Source organism: Klebsiella sp. 141161 (assembly GCF_050600815.1).
GTDB lineage: Bacteria > Pseudomonadota > Gammaproteobacteria > Enterobacterales > Enterobacteriaceae > Klebsiella > Klebsiella aerogenes.
In genome coordinates, this window is sequence record NZ_JAQIRN010000005.1 from 249,947 (window position 1) to 267,052 (window position 17,106).

The 17,106-nt window shown below is 59.1% G+C and carries 15 protein-coding genes and 1 pseudogene; 9 read left to right on the forward strand and 7 right to left on the reverse strand.

Features of this window, described 5'->3' with window-relative positions; genetic code table 11:
- The first annotated feature begins 10 nt into the window (after positions 1-10).
- From menB to menE, 3 genes are read left to right on the forward strand one after another with little or no spacing between them, the layout of a single operon-like run.
- Positions 11-868 (forward strand): 1,4-dihydroxy-2-naphthoyl-CoA synthase, encoded by an 858-nt coding sequence (menB, locus tag PGR79_RS15345; RefSeq protein ID WP_015365600.1) that lies wholly within the window; start codon positions 11-13, stop codon positions 866-868.
- Positions 868-1,833: an o-succinylbenzoate synthase gene (gene menC / locus PGR79_RS15350; RefSeq protein ID WP_411325961.1), complete on the forward strand. Its 966-nt coding sequence runs from the start codon at positions 868-870 to the stop codon at positions 1,831-1,833. The genes menB and menC overlap by 1 nt, the downstream gene beginning before the upstream one ends.
- On the forward strand, positions 1,830-3,191 hold the full coding sequence (gene menE, locus PGR79_RS15355) for an o-succinylbenzoate--CoA ligase (RefSeq protein ID WP_430914755.1): 1,362 nt from the start codon (positions 1,830-1,832) through the stop codon (positions 3,189-3,191). Before menC ends, menE begins: the two co-directional genes overlap by 4 nt.
- Here the strand turns inward: menE and PGR79_RS15360 are convergent.
- The 3 genes from PGR79_RS15360 to PGR79_RS15370 are packed head-to-tail and all read right to left on the reverse strand — an operon-like array spanning position 3,188 to position 6,144.
- A complete protein-coding gene (locus PGR79_RS15360; RefSeq protein ID WP_015365603.1) occupies positions 3,188-4,705 on the reverse strand; it encodes a tripartite tricarboxylate transporter permease in 1,518 nt (505 codons plus the stop codon). The two genes, menE and PGR79_RS15360, sit on opposite strands and share 4 nt — an antisense overlap.
- Before the next feature lie 11 nt (positions 4,706-4,716).
- The gene (locus tag PGR79_RS15365) at positions 4,717-5,148 is read right to left on the reverse strand and encodes a tripartite tricarboxylate transporter TctB family protein (RefSeq protein ID WP_430914756.1); all 432 of its coding nucleotides are present in this window, start codon (positions 5,146-5,148) and stop codon (positions 4,717-4,719) included.
- A gap of 15 nt (positions 5,149-5,163) precedes the next feature.
- A complete protein-coding gene (locus tag PGR79_RS15370) occupies positions 5,164-6,144 on the reverse strand; it encodes a Bug family tripartite tricarboxylate transporter substrate binding protein (RefSeq protein WP_087860116.1) in 981 nt (326 codons plus the stop codon).
- A gap of 133 nt (positions 6,145-6,277) precedes the next feature.
- Between PGR79_RS15370 and tctD the strand changes: the two genes are divergently transcribed.
- Together tctD and PGR79_RS15380 are read left to right on the forward strand one after the other, a co-directional pair.
- Entirely contained in the window at positions 6,278-6,955 is a 678-nt protein-coding gene (gene tctD / locus PGR79_RS15375; RefSeq protein ID WP_087860117.1) for a transcriptional regulator TctD, read from the forward strand.
- Positions 6,942-8,351, forward strand: coding sequence for a sensor histidine kinase (locus tag PGR79_RS15380; RefSeq protein ID WP_430921968.1), 1,410 nt, complete (start codon positions 6,942-6,944; stop codon positions 8,349-8,351). The genes tctD and PGR79_RS15380 overlap by 14 nt, the downstream gene beginning before the upstream one ends.
- Here PGR79_RS15380 and nudI read toward each other — a convergent pair.
- Positions 8,348-8,773 carry a nucleoside triphosphatase NudI gene (nudI, locus tag PGR79_RS15385; RefSeq protein ID WP_113374331.1) on the reverse strand — a complete coding sequence of 142 codons (426 nt, stop codon included), beginning with the start codon at positions 8,771-8,773 and terminating at the stop codon, positions 8,348-8,350. The two genes, PGR79_RS15380 and nudI, sit on opposite strands and share 4 nt — an antisense overlap.
- A 115-nt stretch (positions 8,774-8,888) precedes the next feature.
- Here nudI and PGR79_RS15390 point away from each other — a divergent pair.
- The 3 genes and pseudogenes from PGR79_RS15390 to PGR79_RS15400 all read left to right on the forward strand — a co-directional run.
- A pseudogene (locus PGR79_RS15390) lies at positions 8,889-9,311 on the forward strand (ISNCY family transposase); the annotation flags it as partial.
- A gap of 283 nt (positions 9,312-9,594) precedes the next feature.
- On the forward strand, positions 9,595-10,137 hold the full coding sequence (locus tag PGR79_RS15395; RefSeq protein WP_113374332.1) for a YfaZ family outer membrane protein: 543 nt from the start codon (positions 9,595-9,597) through the stop codon (positions 10,135-10,137).
- Between the two features lie 94 nt (positions 10,138-10,231).
- The gene (locus PGR79_RS15400; RefSeq protein ID WP_113374333.1) at positions 10,232-11,431 is read left to right on the forward strand and encodes a nicotinamide mononucleotide deamidase-related protein YfaY; all 1,200 of its coding nucleotides are present in this window, start codon (positions 10,232-10,234) and stop codon (positions 11,429-11,431) included.
- A gap of 1 nt (position 11,432) precedes the next feature.
- On the opposite strand, the gene glpC is transcribed toward PGR79_RS15400, so the two are convergent.
- From glpC to glpA, 3 genes are read right to left on the reverse strand one after another with little or no spacing between them, the layout of a single operon-like run.
- The gene (gene glpC, locus PGR79_RS15405; protein ID WP_430921971.1) at positions 11,433-12,620 is read right to left on the reverse strand and encodes an anaerobic glycerol-3-phosphate dehydrogenase subunit GlpC; all 1,188 of its coding nucleotides are present in this window, start codon (positions 12,618-12,620) and stop codon (positions 11,433-11,435) included.
- A complete protein-coding gene (glpB, locus tag PGR79_RS15410; RefSeq protein WP_430921973.1) occupies positions 12,617-13,876 on the reverse strand; it encodes a glycerol-3-phosphate dehydrogenase subunit GlpB in 1,260 nt (419 codons plus the stop codon). The genes glpC and glpB overlap by 4 nt, the downstream gene beginning before the upstream one ends.
- Positions 13,866-15,488: an anaerobic glycerol-3-phosphate dehydrogenase subunit A gene (gene glpA, locus PGR79_RS15415; protein ID WP_430921975.1), complete on the reverse strand. Its 1,623-nt coding sequence runs from the start codon at positions 15,486-15,488 to the stop codon at positions 13,866-13,868. Before glpA ends, glpB begins: the two co-directional genes overlap by 11 nt.
- Before the next feature lie 270 nt (positions 15,489-15,758).
- Between glpA and glpT the strand changes: the two genes are divergently transcribed.
- Positions 15,759-17,105 (forward strand): glycerol-3-phosphate transporter, encoded by a 1,347-nt coding sequence (gene glpT / locus PGR79_RS15420; RefSeq protein WP_047066187.1) that lies wholly within the window; start codon positions 15,759-15,761, stop codon positions 17,103-17,105.
- The last annotated feature ends 1 nt before the right edge of the window (position 17,106 follow it).

The following is a 17,106-nucleotide window of genomic DNA, read 5'->3' on the forward strand; positions in this document are numbered from 1 at the left end:
AGGACATTCTATGATCTCTCTTGATGAAGCAATGCTCTACGCCCCCGTTGAATGGCACGATTGCTCAGAAGGCTATACCGATATTCGTTATCAAAAATCGACTGACGGGATTGCTAAAATCACCATCAATCGTCCGCAGGTGCGCAACGCCTTCCGTCCGCTGACCGTCAAAGAGATGATTCAGGCGCTGGCGGATGCCCGCTACGACGACAATATCGGCGTTATCGTGCTGACCGGTGAAGGCGATAAAGCTTTCTGCGCCGGCGGCGACCAGAAAGTCCGCGGCGACTACGGCGGCTATCAGGACGACTCCGGGGTTCACCATCTCAACGTACTCGACTTCCAGCGCCAGATCCGCACCTGCCCGAAACCAGTAGTGGCGATGGTCGCCGGTTACTCTATCGGTGGCGGCCACGTACTGCACATGATGTGCGACCTGACCATCGCGGCGGATAATGCCATCTTCGGCCAGACCGGGCCAAAAGTCGGCTCCTTTGATGGCGGCTGGGGCGCTTCCTATATGGCGCGTATCGTCGGGCAGAAAAAAGCGCGCGAAATCTGGTTCCTGTGCCGTCAGTACGACGCCCAGCAGGCGCTGGATATGGGGCTGGTGAATACCGTGGTCCCATTGGCGGATCTGGAAAAAGAGACCGTGCGCTGGTGTCGTGAAATGCTGCAAAACAGCCCGATGGCGCTGCGTTGCCTGAAAGCGGCGCTGAACGCCGACTGCGACGGCCAGGCCGGGCTGCAGGAGCTGGCGGGTAACGCCACCATGCTGTTCTACATGACGGAAGAAGGGCAGGAAGGACGTAACGCCTTCAACCAGAAACGTCAGCCGGACTTCAGCAAATTTAAACGGAATCCATAATGCGCGTTTCGCAGGTTTACCGCTGGCAGATACCGATGGACGCGGGCGTGGTTCTGCGCGAACGGCGGTTAAAAACCCGCGATGGGCTGTTCATCCGCCTGCAGGAGGGTGAACGCGAAGGCTGGGGGGAAATTTCTCCCCTGCCGGGATTCAGTGACGAAACGCTGGAAGAGGCGCAAATGGCGCTGCTGGCGTGGGCGCGGGCCTGGCGCGACGGCGCCGAGGCGCCGCTTCCTATGCAGCCCTCCGTCGCTTTTGGTATTAGTTGCGCGCAGGCGGAGCTTGGCGGCGAGCTACCACAGGCGGCGGATTATCGCGCGGCGCCGCTCTGTTCCGGCGACCCGGATGAACTGTTCGCCAAACTGGCGGCGATGCCCGGCGAGAAAGTCGCTAAGGTGAAAGTAGGGCTGTGGGAGGCGGTACGCGACGGCATGGTGGTGAATCTGCTGCTGGAAGCGATCCCCGACCTGCAGCTGCGGCTGGATGCCAACCGGGCGTGGACGCCGGTCAAAGCGCAGCAGTTCGCCAAATATGTTAATCCGGCGTATCGCCAACGCATTGCCTTTCTCGAAGAACCGTGCAAAAGCCGCGACGATTCGCGCGAATTCAGTCAGCAGACCGGTATCGCTATCGCCTGGGATGAAAGCCTGCGCGAGGCGGATTTCCGTTTTGTCGCCGAGCCCGGCGTGCGCGCGGTGGTGATCAAACCGACGCTGACCGGCAGTTTACAAAAGGTTCAGCAACAGGTCGCCGCGGCGCATGCGCTGGGGCTGAGTGCAGTGATTAGCTCGTCGATCGAGTCCAGCCTGGGGTTAACGCAGCTGGCGCGGATCGCCGCCTGGCTGACCCCGCAGACTATCCCCGGACTCGATACGCTGGCGCTGATGGGCGCGCAGCTGGTGCGGGCGTGGCCGGAAAGTACGCTGCCAATTTTTCATGCTGATGAGCTGGAGCAACTGCTGTGATGTTTTCCGATTGGCCGTGGCGCCACTGGTGTCAGTTACGCGGCGCGTCGCAGGCGCTACGCCTGAATGACCAGGCGTTGACCTGGCGTGAGCTATGCGCGCGGATTGACGCGCTGGCGTCTGGTTTTGCCGCGCAGGGCGTCATGGAAGGTCAGGGCGTGGCGCTTAGGGCCTACAACCAGCCGGAGACGCTACTCGCCTGGCTGGCGTTGCTGCAGTGTGGGGCGCGGGTGCTGCCGCTTAATCCGCAACTGCCTACGGTATTGCTGCAGGAACTGCTGCCTGCGTTAACCGTACAGCATCAACTGGTGCTTAACGGTGATACGCTGCCGGGGAATTTACCGGCGTTAACTCTGCAGGCGGCAGAAGGCGCCCATGCCGTTTGCTGGCATGGCGAACGGTTGGTGTCGATGACGTTAACCTCCGGCTCAACCGGCCTGCCGAAGGCGGCAGTCCATAGCGCCAGCGCCCATTTGGCTAGCGCCGCTGGCGTGCTGGCGCTGATGCCGTTTGCCGGGGAGGACGACTGGCTACTGTCGCTGCCGTTGTTCCATGTCTCCGGGCAGGGGATCATCTGGCGCTGGCTGCTGGCGGGCGCGCGGCTGACGGTGCGTGACAAACAACCGCTGGAGCAAGCGTTACAGGGCTGTACCCATGCTTCACTGGTACCGACTCAGCTATGGCGTCTGCTGAATGGCGATGCCGATGTTTCACTCAAGGCGGTGTTGCTTGGCGGTGCGGCGATTCCGGTCGAGCTGACCGAAAGGGCGCGAGCGCAGGGGATACGCAGTTTCTGCGGCTATGGCCTCACTGAATTCGCCTCCACGGTCTGCGCCAAAGAGGCCGACGGCGAGGCGGATGTGGGCGAAGCGCTGCCGGGAAGGGAGGTAAAAATTGTCGCCGGCGAGATCTGGCTGCGGGCGGCGAGCATGGCCGCGGGCTACTGGCGGGATGGTCAACTGTTGTCATTAACCAACGATGAAGGCTGGTTTGCGACGCGCGATCGCGGGGAGTTACGCAACGCCAGGCTGTCGATTATAGGGCGACTGGATAATCTCTTTTTTAGCGGCGGCGAAGGCATTCAGCCGGAGGAGGTTGAGCGCGTGATACTCGCCCATCCGCAGGTTCAGCAGGTGTTTATTGTGCCGCAGGATGATGTCGAATACGGCCAACGTCCGGTGGCGGTGGTTGAATGCGAGGACGGCTGCGAAATGGCCACGCTGGCGGCATGGAGCGCTGAACGGTTAGCGCGTTTCCAGCAGCCGGTACAGTGGCTACGGCTGCCGGAAACGTTAAAGAACGGCGGGATTAAGATTTCGCGCCGGGCGCTGCGCGAATGGGTCAATTCGCCGGTTTAGCCGATATTCGCCTCGGCGCGGCGCTGGCGCTGTTTACGTCTCAGACGCAGCAGCGGCGGCACCACCAGGACGGCGACAGCCAGCATTAGCAATGTTTTGGTTACGCCGCTTTCCCAGAGGATAGCCAGATTACCGTTGCTAATTGACAGCGCGCGGCGCAGGTTCTGCTCCAGCATCTCGCCCAGCACAAAACCGAGGATCAGCGGCGACATCGGGAAATGCATTTTACGCATGATGTAGCCGAGCACGCCGAGACCAACCATCAGCAACAGGTCAAAGGTGGTGCTGTGCACCGCATAGACGCCAACAGCGGAAACGGCGGCGATGGCGGGTACCAGGAACCATAGCGGGATCGTCAGCATGCGGGTGAACAGGCCAATCAGCGGAATGTTCATAATAAGCAGCATCACGTTGGCGATAAGCAGCGCGGCGATGAGCCCCCAGACGATATCCGGCTGTTCGGTGAACATCGCCGGGCCGGGCGTAATGTTATACAGCGTCAATGCGCCCATCATGACTGCGGTGGTGCCGGAGCCAGGTACGCCGAGCGTCAACATCGGGATAAATGAACCGCAGGCGGAGGCGTTATTAGCGGCTTCCGGCGCCGCCACGCCGCGAATATCCCCCTTGCCGAAGTTATCGCTGTTGCCGCTGATTTTTTTCTCCGTCATATAGGTAATGGCGCTGGCGATGGTCGCCCCGGCGCCGGGCAGAATACCGACGAAGAAACCCACCACGGAAGAACGCAGGGTCGCGCCGACGCACTGCGCGGCCTCTTTGGTGTTAAACAGCATGCGCCCGGTTTTACGCACCAGCGTTTGCCCGCCGCTGGTGCTCTCCAGCATCAACAGGATCTCGGAAACGGAGAACAGGCCGATAACCACCACTATAAACTGAACGCCATCGGAGAGATGGACGCTGTCGAAGGTAAAGCGGTAAACCCCGGTGTTGGCATCCACGCCCACCGTCGCCAGGCCCAAACCGATTAACGCCGCGAGGAACGACTTCAGCGGGTTTTGCGCCATCATGCTGCCGAGGCAGGCGATGGCAAACACCATCAGCGCGAAATATTCCGCCGGGCCGAACGCCAGTGACCACTGGGCGAGAAGCGGCGCGAACAGAATAATGCCGCCGATCGCGATAAGCGAACCGAAGAAAGAGCTAACGGCGGAAATCGATAGTGCGACGCCGCCGCGCCCTTGCTGCGCCATGGGATAGCCATCAAGCGCCGTCATGATGGCGGCGGCATCGCCGGGCACGTTCAGCAGGATAGACGAAATACGCCCGCCATATTCGCAACCGATATAGACCGTCGCCAACAGGATCAGCGCCGATTCCGCGGGCAGGTGCAGAGCAAAGGCCAGCGGCAGCAGAATGGCGACGCCGTTAATCGGCCCGAGGCCGGGCAGCAGCCCGACGATGGTTCCGACAAAGCAGCCGATGAGGGCAATAAGCAGATTTTCCGGCGTCATGGCGACGGCGAAACCCTGCGACAGATAGATCCAGGTATCCATAAGCTTCTCCGTTAATTTAACCAGACGCCAAGCGGCAGGGTCACATCAAGTAAGGTATCGAAGGCGTACCATAACGAGACGCCCATCACCACGCCGGCAATGCCTGCCGCCGATAGCGTGGCGCCGAACAGCAGGCCAATCACCGCCGTCAGTAGCGCAGTGGCTAGCGGAAAGCCCAGCCATTCAAATCCCCAGGCATAGACCACCAGCACCACAACCATGGTTAACAGACGTTGCAGTACATGTCGTCCCGGCCACTCGATGGCGTCCGGGCGACGCAGCAGCATCAGCGCCGAACACAGCAGCATCAGGCCGATAATGCCCAATGGGAAAGGGCGCGGGCCGACGGGTTCATACGAGTATTCGCTGTGGATCTGCCAGGCGATAAACAGGCCGCCGATGCATAGCAACAGCCAGACTCCGGCAAAGATACGATCGCTCATTAGCGCCTCCGCGGATTATTTAGCCAGACCAAAGGCTTTCGCCTGTTCGCGATAATCGCTGACCTGCTGTTTTACATAGGTATCGAGCTCCTTACCGTTCATGTTGAATTCAAACAGGCCGCGCAGTTCACGTTGCTTTTTGAACTCATCGGTTTGCTGCAGTTTAGTGAATTCATCAACCCACCACTGATAGTCGGCATCGCTTACCTTCGGGCCCATAAAGAAGCCGCGAATAATCGGCCACACCAGGTCATAGCCCTGCTCTTTAGCGGTAGGGACATCGGCCAGCGCGCCCGGCAGACGTTCGTTGGAGAAGACCGCCAGGACGCGGATCTTATTTCCCTGCAGGTACGGCACCATTTCACTCAGATCGCCGGAGACCGCCTGCACATGGTTGCCGAGCAGCGCGGTTACCGGCTCGCCGCCGCCCTCAAAGGCGACATAGCGCATCTTGTGCGGATCAACGTTGGCTTTTTGCGCCAGCAGCGCCGCTTTCATCCAGTCCTGGCTGCCGATGGAGGCCCCGGCGCCAATGACGATAGTGGCGGGATTTTTCTCCATCGCGGTCATGAATGACTTCAGGTCTTTCCATGGCGAATCGGCGCGCACGGCAATCATGCCGTAGTCGGTACCGACGCTCGCCAGCCATCGCACGTCATCAACGCCGTAGCGACCGAATTTCCCCTGCGACAAATTCAGCAGCGAGCCGCCGGAAAAGGCAACCACGGTTCCGGCTTCCGCCGGACGCTGGGCGACGATGGCGTTGTAGGCCACCGCGCCGACGCCGCCGGGCATATAGGTAACGCGCATCGGTTTCTCGATCGCGCCGGTTTCCATCATGCTTACCTGAATCAGCTTACAGGTAAGGTCAAAGCCGCCGCCAGGTTTGGCGGGCGCGATACATTCGGTGCGGGACGGGGCTTGCGCCGCGAAAGCGGTGGTTGTACAGAGGCACAGCGCGATGGCGCTAAGATGGCGGAAAAATGGCGTTTTCATAGGCTTCCTCAGTAGGGACAGGGAATGTTTTTCTGATTATGTGAACCGACATGTGGCGATTCGGTTGCGTGATTGTTAAAACAGTTATCTTTCATTTCCCTTTCAATGGGGCAGCAACCTTACAGGATGTGATATGCGTCTCTTATTAGCCGAGGATAATCGTGAGCTGGCTCACTGGTTGGAAAAGGCTCTGGTGCAGGGCGGTTTTGCCGTGGATTGCGTTTTTGATGGCCGGGCGGCGGATCACCTGCTGCAAAGCGAAAAATATGCGCTGGCGGTGCTGGATATCGGTATGCCGGGCCTGGATGGCCTCGAGGTGGTACAGCGGTTGCGTAAGCGCGGGCAAACGCTGCCGGTGCTGCTGTTGACCGCGCGCAGCGCGGTAGCGGACCGGGTGAAAGGGCTGAACGTCGGTGCCGATGATTACCTGCCTAAACCTTTTGAGCTGGAGGAGCTCGACGCCCGTCTGCGGGCGTTGCTGCGACGCAGCGAAGGGCAGGTGCATGAGGTACAGCAGCTTGGGGATCTGGAATATCGCGATGAAGGCTATTTTCTGCTGCGTGGTGAGATGTTGTCCCTGACGCCGCGCGAGCTGGCGCTGTTGAAAGTGCTGATGTTTCGCCGTACCCGTCCGGTTTCCCGCCAGCAGCTATTTGAACAGGTGTTTAGCCTCAGCGACGACGTCAGTCCGGAAAGCATCGAACTTTATATTCACCGCCTGCGCAAGAAGCTCCAGCAAAGCAACGTGCGTATTACTACGCTACGTGGGCTGGGTTATCTGCTGGAGCGTGAGCCGCATGAGCTGGGGTAAACCGCAATCGCTGTATGCCCAACTGCTGCTGTTTCTTGGCCTGCCGCTGGCGCTGTTGTGGGGGCTATCGGCATTCAATAGCTACGTGAGCGCGCTGCAGGCGGCGACGCAGGCCTACGATCGTACGCTGCTCTCCTCGGCGCGCACCGTGGCCGAGCGGCTGGTAGTGCGCGGCGGCCATCTGGAGGTCAATGTGCCCTGGGTGGTGCTGGACAGCTTTGAACTCAACATGAACGACCGGCTGTATTACAAGGTGGTCGACCCGCAGGGGAAAGTGATTTCCGGCTTTGACGATCTGCCAGCGATGCCGCCGGCCACTTCACGAACTCAACTCTATCCGGCGCTGGCATGGTTTTATCATACCGAATACCGCGGTCAGGCAATCCGCGTGGCGCGCCTGCTGCAGCCGGTCAACGAAGGCGGTATCGTCGGAATGGCGGAGATTTATATTGCCGAAACGCTGCAGTCGCGGCGCTGGCTGGCCGGACAACTGCTGTTCTCATCCTGGGTGTCACAGGGCTTATTAGTGCTATTGACGTTGGTACTGGCGGGGTGGCTACTGCGCCGCGTTCTGCGGCCAATGCGTCAGCTCTCGGCGCTGATGGTGCGCCGCGAACCCGGCCTGCTGACGCCGCTACCGGAATTGCTGCCGTGGTCGGAAACTCGGCTGCTGATCGTGGCTTTTAACCGCTATATCGACCGCCTGCGGGTGATGATCTCCCGGCAAGAACGCTTTAGCGCCGACGCTTCACATCAGTTGAAAACGCCGCTGGCGGTCCTGAAAACCCAGGCCTCGGTGGCGCTGGCCAGCGACGATCCGCGTCTGTGGCGCGAGAGTTTGCAAGCCATGCGCGCGACGCTGGATGATACGATTTTACTCACCGAACGTTTGTTGCAACTGGCGACGGTGAAACGTCGGGAGCAGGGCGAGCAGGCGTTTGCCGCGGTCGATCTGCAGGAGGTCGTGCACCATAGCTGTTTTTCGCGTATTGCTCAGGCACGCAGTAAAAACATCGATCTGGGCTATGAGGGCGAACAGTCGCCGGTGTACGTTTTGGGTGATGGCGTTTTGTTGGGCGAACTGTGCGCCAACCTGCTCGATAATGCGATTCGCTACACCCCGGCATGCGGAACGGTGACGCTGAGCCTGCATCGCGATGGCGAAGCCGTCACGCTGAGCGTGGAGGATAGCGGCCCGGGCATCGAGGAAAACCTGATTAATCAGGCGCTGACGCCGTTTCGACGGCTGGAGAATGGCGGCGGCCTACCCGGAGCCGGGCTGGGCCTGGCGCTGGTAAACGATATCGCGCGTCTACATCGTAGCCGGCCTCAGCTGTCGCGTAGCGAAAGCCTGGGAGGACTAAAGGTGACGCTGCGTCTGCTGACCGTAGCTTAAAGTAGTCCTTTCCGGCTGAGGGTGAGGCGAGTCGCGGCATTAAGATCGTAGTGTTGCAGATCTTCGCCCTTCACCCACGCGTAATCGTCGAATTCCTCGTTGATCGTCACGTCACGGTTGGCGCTTATGCAATCGAAAATCAAATAGATCATGTAGATCTCTTCCTGGCGACCATCGGCATAGGTTTTCACACGGGTATCATCGCGGAAGCTCCATGGCGTGATACGGGTCAACTGCAGTTTTTCGCCAAGCTCCTCGCGGACTTCACGTCGCAGCGCCTCTTCAATAGTTTCCCCCGGCTCCACGCCGCCGCCTGACAGCGCCCACTGTCCGGGAAAAACCCCGCGGTCGGCAGCCATCTTGCACAACAGGTAATGGCCATCATTTTGGATTAGCGGGCAAACAATCGTCCTTTGACGCATGATTTTTCTCCTTTGCAGTGAGTCGGGCCGGGTATAGAGGAAACAGTTTGCGGGCGCCTCGGCAAACCGCAAGGGAAATACGGCGCTGGCTCTACAGAGTGCTAAGTTAAGCGAAATGCTTGAGTTGCTGCAAAAGCATATCCGGCAACGCGATATGATGGAACTGCAGGAGCAACTAGCCAGCCTGTTGGCGCTGGGATACACTAGCCGCAGACAGCTCAGGACGCTGCTTCACTATTTATTGCAGGCAGGAAATGCCGCCGATCCGGTCGCCTTTTTACGTAATCTTGCGCAAAATGTCCCCAGACGGCCGCATAAGGAGACGCTAATGAACATTGCCCAGTTTCTGGAACAACGCGGCCATCAGCAAGGCCATCAGCAAGGCCTTGAGCAGGGCCTGCAACAAGGTCTTGAACAGGGAGAACAATTGGCTGCGCAACGTATTGCCCAAGCGATGCTGGAAAACGGGCTTGATCTGGCGCTGGTGGCGAAGCTGACGGGGCTTGCGCCGGAGCGTCTGGCTCTGCTCGCCCATTAATTTCTCTGCTTCCTTCAAACGGCCTGCGTGATGGCGATCGCGCAGGTTAATATAGATTTATTTAATCAATATAACTCAATTCAATATAATTCTGATGAATTTAAATTCGGCAGAATTTGCATTCTTTCGCAACTGGGCGTCAGTATTGATGTAAAAAGACGCAACTGGTTACACTCTTGTGAAAAATCATTTCGCCAGGTCATTGATTCCTGACGGGTGCGCAGTAGAATTTTCTGGTTTTTTCGGGACTTCTTTGATTCTTCTTTTCTGGATAGAGTAAATAATGAAAAAGAGCATTTTTATGGCCCTGGCCGGGGTAATGATGGTTTCCTCGGCGGCCCATGCTATTAGCGTTACCGGCGAAGCCGGCGAACACTATACCAACCTCGGCGTTGGCTTCGGAACCGAATCCACCGGCCTGGCTATTTCCGGCAACTGGTTGCATAGCGATAACGACGGCGACGCCGCGGGTTTAGGTCTGGGTCTGAATATTCCGCTGGGACCATTCCTGGCGACCGTGGGGGGCAAAGGCATCTACACCAATCCGAAGCAGGGCGATGAAGGTTACGCGGCCGCGGTCGGCGGCGGCCTGCAGTGGAAAATTGGCGATAGCTTCCGTCTGTACGGCGACTATTACTACTCGCCTGATTCCCTCTCCAGCGGCATCGAGAGCTATGAAGAAGCGAACGTCGGCGCCAGCTGGACCATCATGCGTCCGATTAGCATCCAGGCAGGCTATCGCTACCTGAACCTGGCGGGCAAAGACGGCAACCGTGATAACACCATCGCCGACGGTCCGTACATCGGCGCCAGCGCCAGCTTCTAATCCTCCGGCGCGGCCATCCGCCGCGCCAAATTTCTTCGTCGCCAGCCCGCGCCTTTGCGCTATAGTAATTCGACTTATCAGGCTGGAGTTCATAATGCTACAAGTGGAAATGCTGTCCACCGGCGATGAAGTGCTGCATGGGCAGATTGTCGATACCAATGCCGCCTGGCTGGCGGATTACTTTTTTAATCAGGGTTTACCGTTAACGCGCCGCAATACCGTCGGCGATGACCTCGACGCGCTGGTGGCTATTCTGCGCGAACGCAGCGAACAGGCGGATGTGCTGATCGTGAATGGCGGCCTGGGGCCGACCAGCGACGATCTTAGCGCGCTGGCGGCGGCGACGGCGAAAGGTGAAGGGTTGGTCCTCAACGCTGAATGGCTTGAGACAATGACGCGATTCTTTGCCGAACGCGGTCGGCCAATGGCGGAAAGCAATCGCAAGCAGGCGGAAATCCCCGCCAGCGCCGAAATGATCAATAATCCGGTGGGCACCGCCTGCGGGTTTGCCGTACAGCTCAACCGCTGCCTGATGTTTTTCACCCCCGGCGTACCGTCTGAATTCAAAGTTATGGTCGAGCAGGAGATCGTACCGCGCTTACGTGCGCGCTTCACGCTTCCGTCTCCGCCTGTCTGTCTGCGTTTAACCACCTTCGGACGTTCGGAAAGCGAGTTGGCGCAAAGCCTCAATCACCTGCAGCTCCCCCCTGGTGTGGTGATGGGCTATCGCTCGTCAATGCCGATTATCGAGCTAAAACTAACCGGTCCTGCCGAGCAGCGCGATGCCATGCTGGCGCTGTGGCCAGAAGTGCGTAAGGTAGCCGGAGAGAGCCTTATCTTCGAGGGCACGGAAGGGTTATCGGCGCAGATCGCGCGCTGCCTGCAGGAGCGTCAGCTTAGCCTGACCTTGAGCGAACAGTTCACCAGCGGTCTGCTGGCGCTGCAGCTGAGGCGGGCGAACGCGCCGCTTCTCGCCAGCGAAGTGGTGCCGGCGCAGGAGGAGACGTTAGCGCAATCGGCGCGCTGGGCCGCCGAGCGGCGCGTAAACCATTTTGCCGGACTGGCGTTGTCGGTCAGCGGTCAGGAGGCCGATTACCTGAACTTTGTGCTGGCGACGCCGGAAGGTACGCACGCGCTGCGGGTTAAGTTCAGCGTGAATCGTCATGGGCTGGCGGTGCGACAAGAAGTCTGCGCCATGATGGCGCTGAATATGCTGCGCCGCTGGCTCAACGGTAAGCCGGTCAGCGGCGAGCATGGCTGGATTAACGTCGTCGAGACGCTGTTTATCGACTGATTCAGGCAGGCGCCCCCAGCGCCTGCGCCAGCAGAGTAATGGGATGTTCGCAGCGCTTGCTGGTGGACATCTCTATCTGCCATTTGCAGGTTTCGCAATCGGTAATCACTAAGTCCGCGCCGCTCTCCTCAATCTGGCGAAATAATGGCGCGCCAATCGCCTGCGCCGACGAATAGTTTTCCGACTTAAAGCCGAAGGTGCCGGCGATACCGCAGCACTGCGAATCCAGTACTTCCAGCTGTAGGCCCGGGATTTGGCGCAAAAGCTCAAGGGTGTATAGCGACCAGCCCATTTTTTCCATATGACATGGGGTGTGATAGACCACCTTCAGCGGCAGCGGGCGCAATGGAAGGGTTTTGCCGGCATCGAGCTGTTTCCAAATCCAGCGGGTCGCTAACTCCACCCGATCCCGCAGATCGCTGTTATCGATATCCAGGAGATGGGGATATTCATCGCGCAGGGTAAAAGTACAGGTTGAAGAGGTGGCGATGATCGGCAACGCGTTTTCGCGCATGGCGGCGACGTTGCTGTGCGCTTGCTTGCGTGCTTTGTCAAAAAAGCCGTTGGCGATAAGCGGGACGCCGCAGCATTTTTCTTTCGATAAGAGCTGCACGCCGGTACCCAGCGCGTTGACGACGCGAATCAGATCCTTACCCAATTGCGGGTGGTTATAGTTGACGTAGCAGCCATGGAAGAAAGCCACCTGCTCGCTGTACTGCGCCTGTTTGGCGGCGAGCTGGCGATAAGCGCGGCGGAAGGTGCCGAAGCCATATTTCGGCAGCGTGCGGCGATGGTCGATTTTCAGCGCCGCGTCGAGCAGGCGGCGCACCGGTTTTAACCCCGTAGTGGCGTTGACCAGCGGCGCGAAAGGCGTGGAAAGGGTGCCCATCAGATCGGTATGGCTGAGGATGGTATCGCGCAGGGTCGGTTTTTGTTGGCTGTACTGCGCACGCGCGCGTTGAATGATATCGCCGATTTTCACATCAGACGGACAGGCCACCTCGCAGCGTTTGCAATTAATACAATATTTCAGCGCATCGTCGTACAGCGCGCCATCTTTCAGACGCAGACGTTCGCCGTCCGGCCCCGCCTGTTTCGGGCCGGGATAGTGCGGATTCACCCGGCTCACCGGGCAGGCGGTGGTACAGACCGTGCATTTTATGCAGCTTTCAAAGCGGGTATCGTTCATGACCGGCCTCCTGCAAGGGTGTGGATCTGTCTGGCGGCATGCAGCGCGGTGACGGCGCAAACGCCGCCGCCGCAGCCGAGTTGAATGGCATCGAAACCGCCGAGCAGCGAGCCGATAGCGAAAAGATTACTCAGCGGCTGGCCGAGCAGGTGTGGGCGTAGCATGGGGTCCGTCTTCAAACCAAAGCGTTGCCACGGTTGTGACGCGAAGAAATCACGCTGATACCAGCTATCGCGCGCCAGCGTTTGCTGCAGATCGAGGCCGAGGATCGGTTCGCGCACGCTATCACGGGTGGCGACGAGACCGTTACTGAAAAAGCTACCGCTCGCCAGCACGGTAAAGCGCGGGCGCAGCGCGATATCGCCGTGATTTCGCGTCCATACGGCCTCGACGGCGCCCTGCTGATGGCTGATTTTCACCACTTCGTCACCGGCAAGCCAGGTACCACCGGTGCGGATGAACTGACGCTGAAGCTGGCTATGCAGGCGCATCCCCGGCACCGAAGGCGGCAGCGTCGGCAGCAGGCGCAGCGGGCAGGGCAGATGTTCCTGTAGCCAATGCCAGAGGCGATTATCCGCGAGCCCAAAACAGGCGGGCATTATCAGCAGTTCGTACTCTTGCGCTAGCGGCAGCAGCGCGGACTGCAGGGCAGGCCACAGGTTTTCATCATCAAGCACGCGGGCGATGTTGGCGGCACGGAACTCCGTAGGGTTATCGCGCAGCACATCAAGCAGCGGTAAATCAATCTCCGCGGCGGAGGCGTCCACTCCGCTCTGTCCGAGGGCGGCGGCGGCCAGGTGCGGTTGAAAATCGGCAAAACCGCTAATCCCCACCATGCATACGCGCTGCTGCGCGATGGGCGCCAGCGGAACCTCTTCGGGCGACAGCCACGCCGGGCGCAACGTTCCCAGCGGCGTCACCCGCAGATGCGGTCGGCGCGCTTCGCCTTGCATGTTCGCGCCGCAGGCGGCCAGCAGCGCTTCGGCCTGCCTGGCGTATTCGAACACCGCGTCGGCACCGAGACGGGAGTAGGGGTGTTCAGGAAGCTGAACGGCCAGTTGCTGAAGACCTTGTGCGATATCAGTGACGGTATCGCCGTTCGGCAGCGCCGAGAGCAGGTCTAATGAAGCAGAGGAAAAGTGCAGCGCGCTTTGCCCGCGGCTGATTATCACGCAGCGTAGGCCGTACTGATTCAGCGCCAGTCCGCACAGTAGCCCGGCCAGCCCGCCGCCGACGATGGCGCAATCAAATTTCATCCTGATGTTCCTTTTGCAGTCCGCATAAGCCGAGGTAGACCCAGCGGGTAAATTCACTTTCGCGCAGCGCGTCACCCCAGGCGATGGGCTGAACGCCTTTCCAGCGTTCATTGAGAAATTCCGACAGCTGAGTTAACGACTGCGCCGGTGTGGCGACGTTGAAGCGCTGTAGCAGCCCGGCGGCGCGGCAGGCGCACAGTTCCCCCTGGCAGGTGCCCATACCGACTCGGGTACGACGGCGCAGGTCGAGCAGATTCTTCACCGCCAGATTCTCTACCGCGTACTGCACTTCCCCGGCGGTGACCGCTTCACATTCACAGACCAGGCTGCGGTGCTGGCGGCTGTCGCCGAGCCATGCCGGGGTGCGGTCGCCGTGGCGATAGACCGCCGACCCGCGCAGCGGCGTCGGTAGCGAGATAATCTTTTTCAGCGTGGTTTCTGTGGCTTCCTGCGAGCCCGGCAGCGGACGCTCCGCGGTGCGGCACGGCTCAGTATTGCCGAGTTTGCGGCAGACGGCGTCGCTGGCCCATTCCGCCATCAGACGGTAGGTCATCAACTTACCGCCGGTGATGGTGATAAAGCCTTCCATACCGTCGCGCGCGGCGTGGTCGAGCAGCACAATACCGCGGCTGACGCTGCGCCCACTGGGGTCGTCATCGCTGGCGACCAGCGGACGGACGCCGGAGTAAGCGCGTAGCACCCGGGTGCGCCCCATGATCGGCGCCAGTTTTTCCCCTTCGCGCAGCAGCGTATCGACCTCTTCCGTCGTCACCCGGTTATCGTCAATTTCGTCATAAGGAATATGCGTCGAGGTGGTGCCAATCAGCGAGATGGTATCGCCGGGCACCAGAATATCGGCATCCGCCGGCTTGCGGCAGCGGTTAATCACCTGATTATTAATACGATGGTCGAGGATCAGCAGCGAGCCTTTTGCCGGGAACATGGAGATGCGCAGATCGGCGTATTCCGCGATGCGTTGGCCCCAAATCCCGGCGGCGTTGACCACCACCTGTGCGCGAATGCTACGCGCTTCGCAGCGTTGATGATCGTAGATCTGTACTCCGTACACACGATCGCCCTGACGCAGCAGGCCGGTGACCTCGCAGCCGGTAAGGATCTGCGCACCGTGTTCGCGGGCGTCGAGCATATTGGCTGCCGTCAGGCGGAACGGATCGACGGTGCCATCCGGTACCTGTACGGCGCCAAGCAACGTAGGGTTCACCGCAGGCTCCAGACGTAATGCTTCAGCGGGGGTAAGCGGTTTAGCATCGATACCGGCCTGCTGACAAGCGTTGATGAAGGTTTGCTGCCAGGCCATGTCATCTTCAGGCAGGGTGATAAACAGCCCGTTGGTGGGTTCAATGCAGTGGCGGGCGATGCGACGTAAAATGCGATTCTCGCTGATACATTCGCGTGCGGATTCGCTATCGGTAACGGCATAGCGCGCGCCGCTGTGCAACAGACCATGGTTGCGGCCGGTGGCGCCGGTGGCGATATCGTGCCGCTCAATCAACGCCACACGTAACCCGCGCAGGGCGCAGTCGCGGGCGATTCCCGCGCCGGTGGCGCCGCCGCCAATAATCAGCGCATCAAATTCTTGCGTCTCGGCCATCTTCCGGTCCTCTACTTTCGTTTTACACCATTTAGCCATACCAATAGTGTGGAATGTTTGATTTCGAGCATATTTGCGCGCAATTCGAGCGTTTGCTGTGATTTTGTGCTCACATTGGAAAATTTTGTCATATATCTGTAACAAAATGTGCGATATTTCACAGTATTAGTTCTACGCTTTGCCTACCATCGCGACCTAATTAGAAGTGCGTGAATAAATTAGATTTTTTGCGTCGATGTCAGTGAAACAGCAATGGCCACGGAGGCTGATATGTTAAGTATTTTTAAACCCGCAGCGCATAAAGCGCGTTTGCCGGCGGCGGAAATCGACCCTTTATATCGTCGATTACGTTGGCAGATCTTTATTGGCATCTTCTTCGGTTATGCCGCTTACTATCTGGTTCGTAAGAACTTTGCGCTGGCGATGCCTTATCTGATTGAGCAGGGGTTCTCTCGTGGCGACCTCGGCTTCGCGCTTTCCGGTATCTCCATCGCCTACGGATTTTCGAAATTCATCATGGGATCGGTCTCCGACCGCTCGAATCCGCGCATTTTCCTTCCTGCAGGGTTAATTCTGGCGGCGCTGGTGATGCTGGTGATGGGCTTCGTGCCGTGGGCGACTTCCAGCATCATGATCATGTTCGTATTGCTGTTCCTTTGCGGATGGTTCCAGGGGATGGGCTGGCCGCCGTGTGGTCGTACCATGGTGCACTGGTGGTCGCAGAAAGAGCGCGGCGGGATTGTCTCAGTGTGGAACTGCGCGCATAACGTCGGCGGCGGTATTCCGCCGCTGCTGTTCCTGCTGGGGATGGCGTGGTTTAACGACTGGCACGCGGCGCTATATATGCCGGCTTTCGGCGCGATTCTGCTGGCCATTTTTGCTTTTGCGATGATGCGCGATACCCCGCAGTCCTGCGGTCTGCCGCCGATCGAAGAGTATAAAAACGACTATCCGGATGACTATAGCGAAAAGCACGAAGAAGAGCTGACGGCGAAGCAGATCTTTATGCAGTACATTCTGCCGAACAAACTGCTGTGGTACATCGCGATCGCTAACGTCTTCGTTTATCTGCTGCGCTACGGCATTCTGGACTGGTCGCCGACCTACCTGAAAGAGGTCAAACACTTCGCGCTGGATAAATCCTCCTGGGCCTACTTCCTGTATGAGTACGCGGGCATTCCGGGCACCCTGTTGTGCGGCTGGATGTCGGACAAAGTATTTAAAGGCAACCGCGGCGCAACCGGCGTGTTCTTTATGACCCTGGTGACGATTGCCACCGTCGTTTACTGGCTGAACCCTCCGGGTAATCCGGGCGTCGATATGGCCTGTATGATCGTCATTGGCTTCCTGATTTACGGCCCGGTAATGCTGATCGGTCTGCATGCGCTGGAACTGGCGCCGAAAAAAGCTGCCGGCACCGCTGCGGGCTTCACCGGTCTGTTCGGTTATCTCGGCGGTTCCGTAGCCGCGAGCGCCATTGTTGGCTATACCGTCGATTTCTTCGGCTGGGATGGCGGCTTCATGGTGATGATTGGCGGTAGCGTACTGGCGGTTCTGCTGCTCATTATCGTCATGCTTGGCGAGCGTCGTCATCATCAACAACTGAAACAAGCCTAAG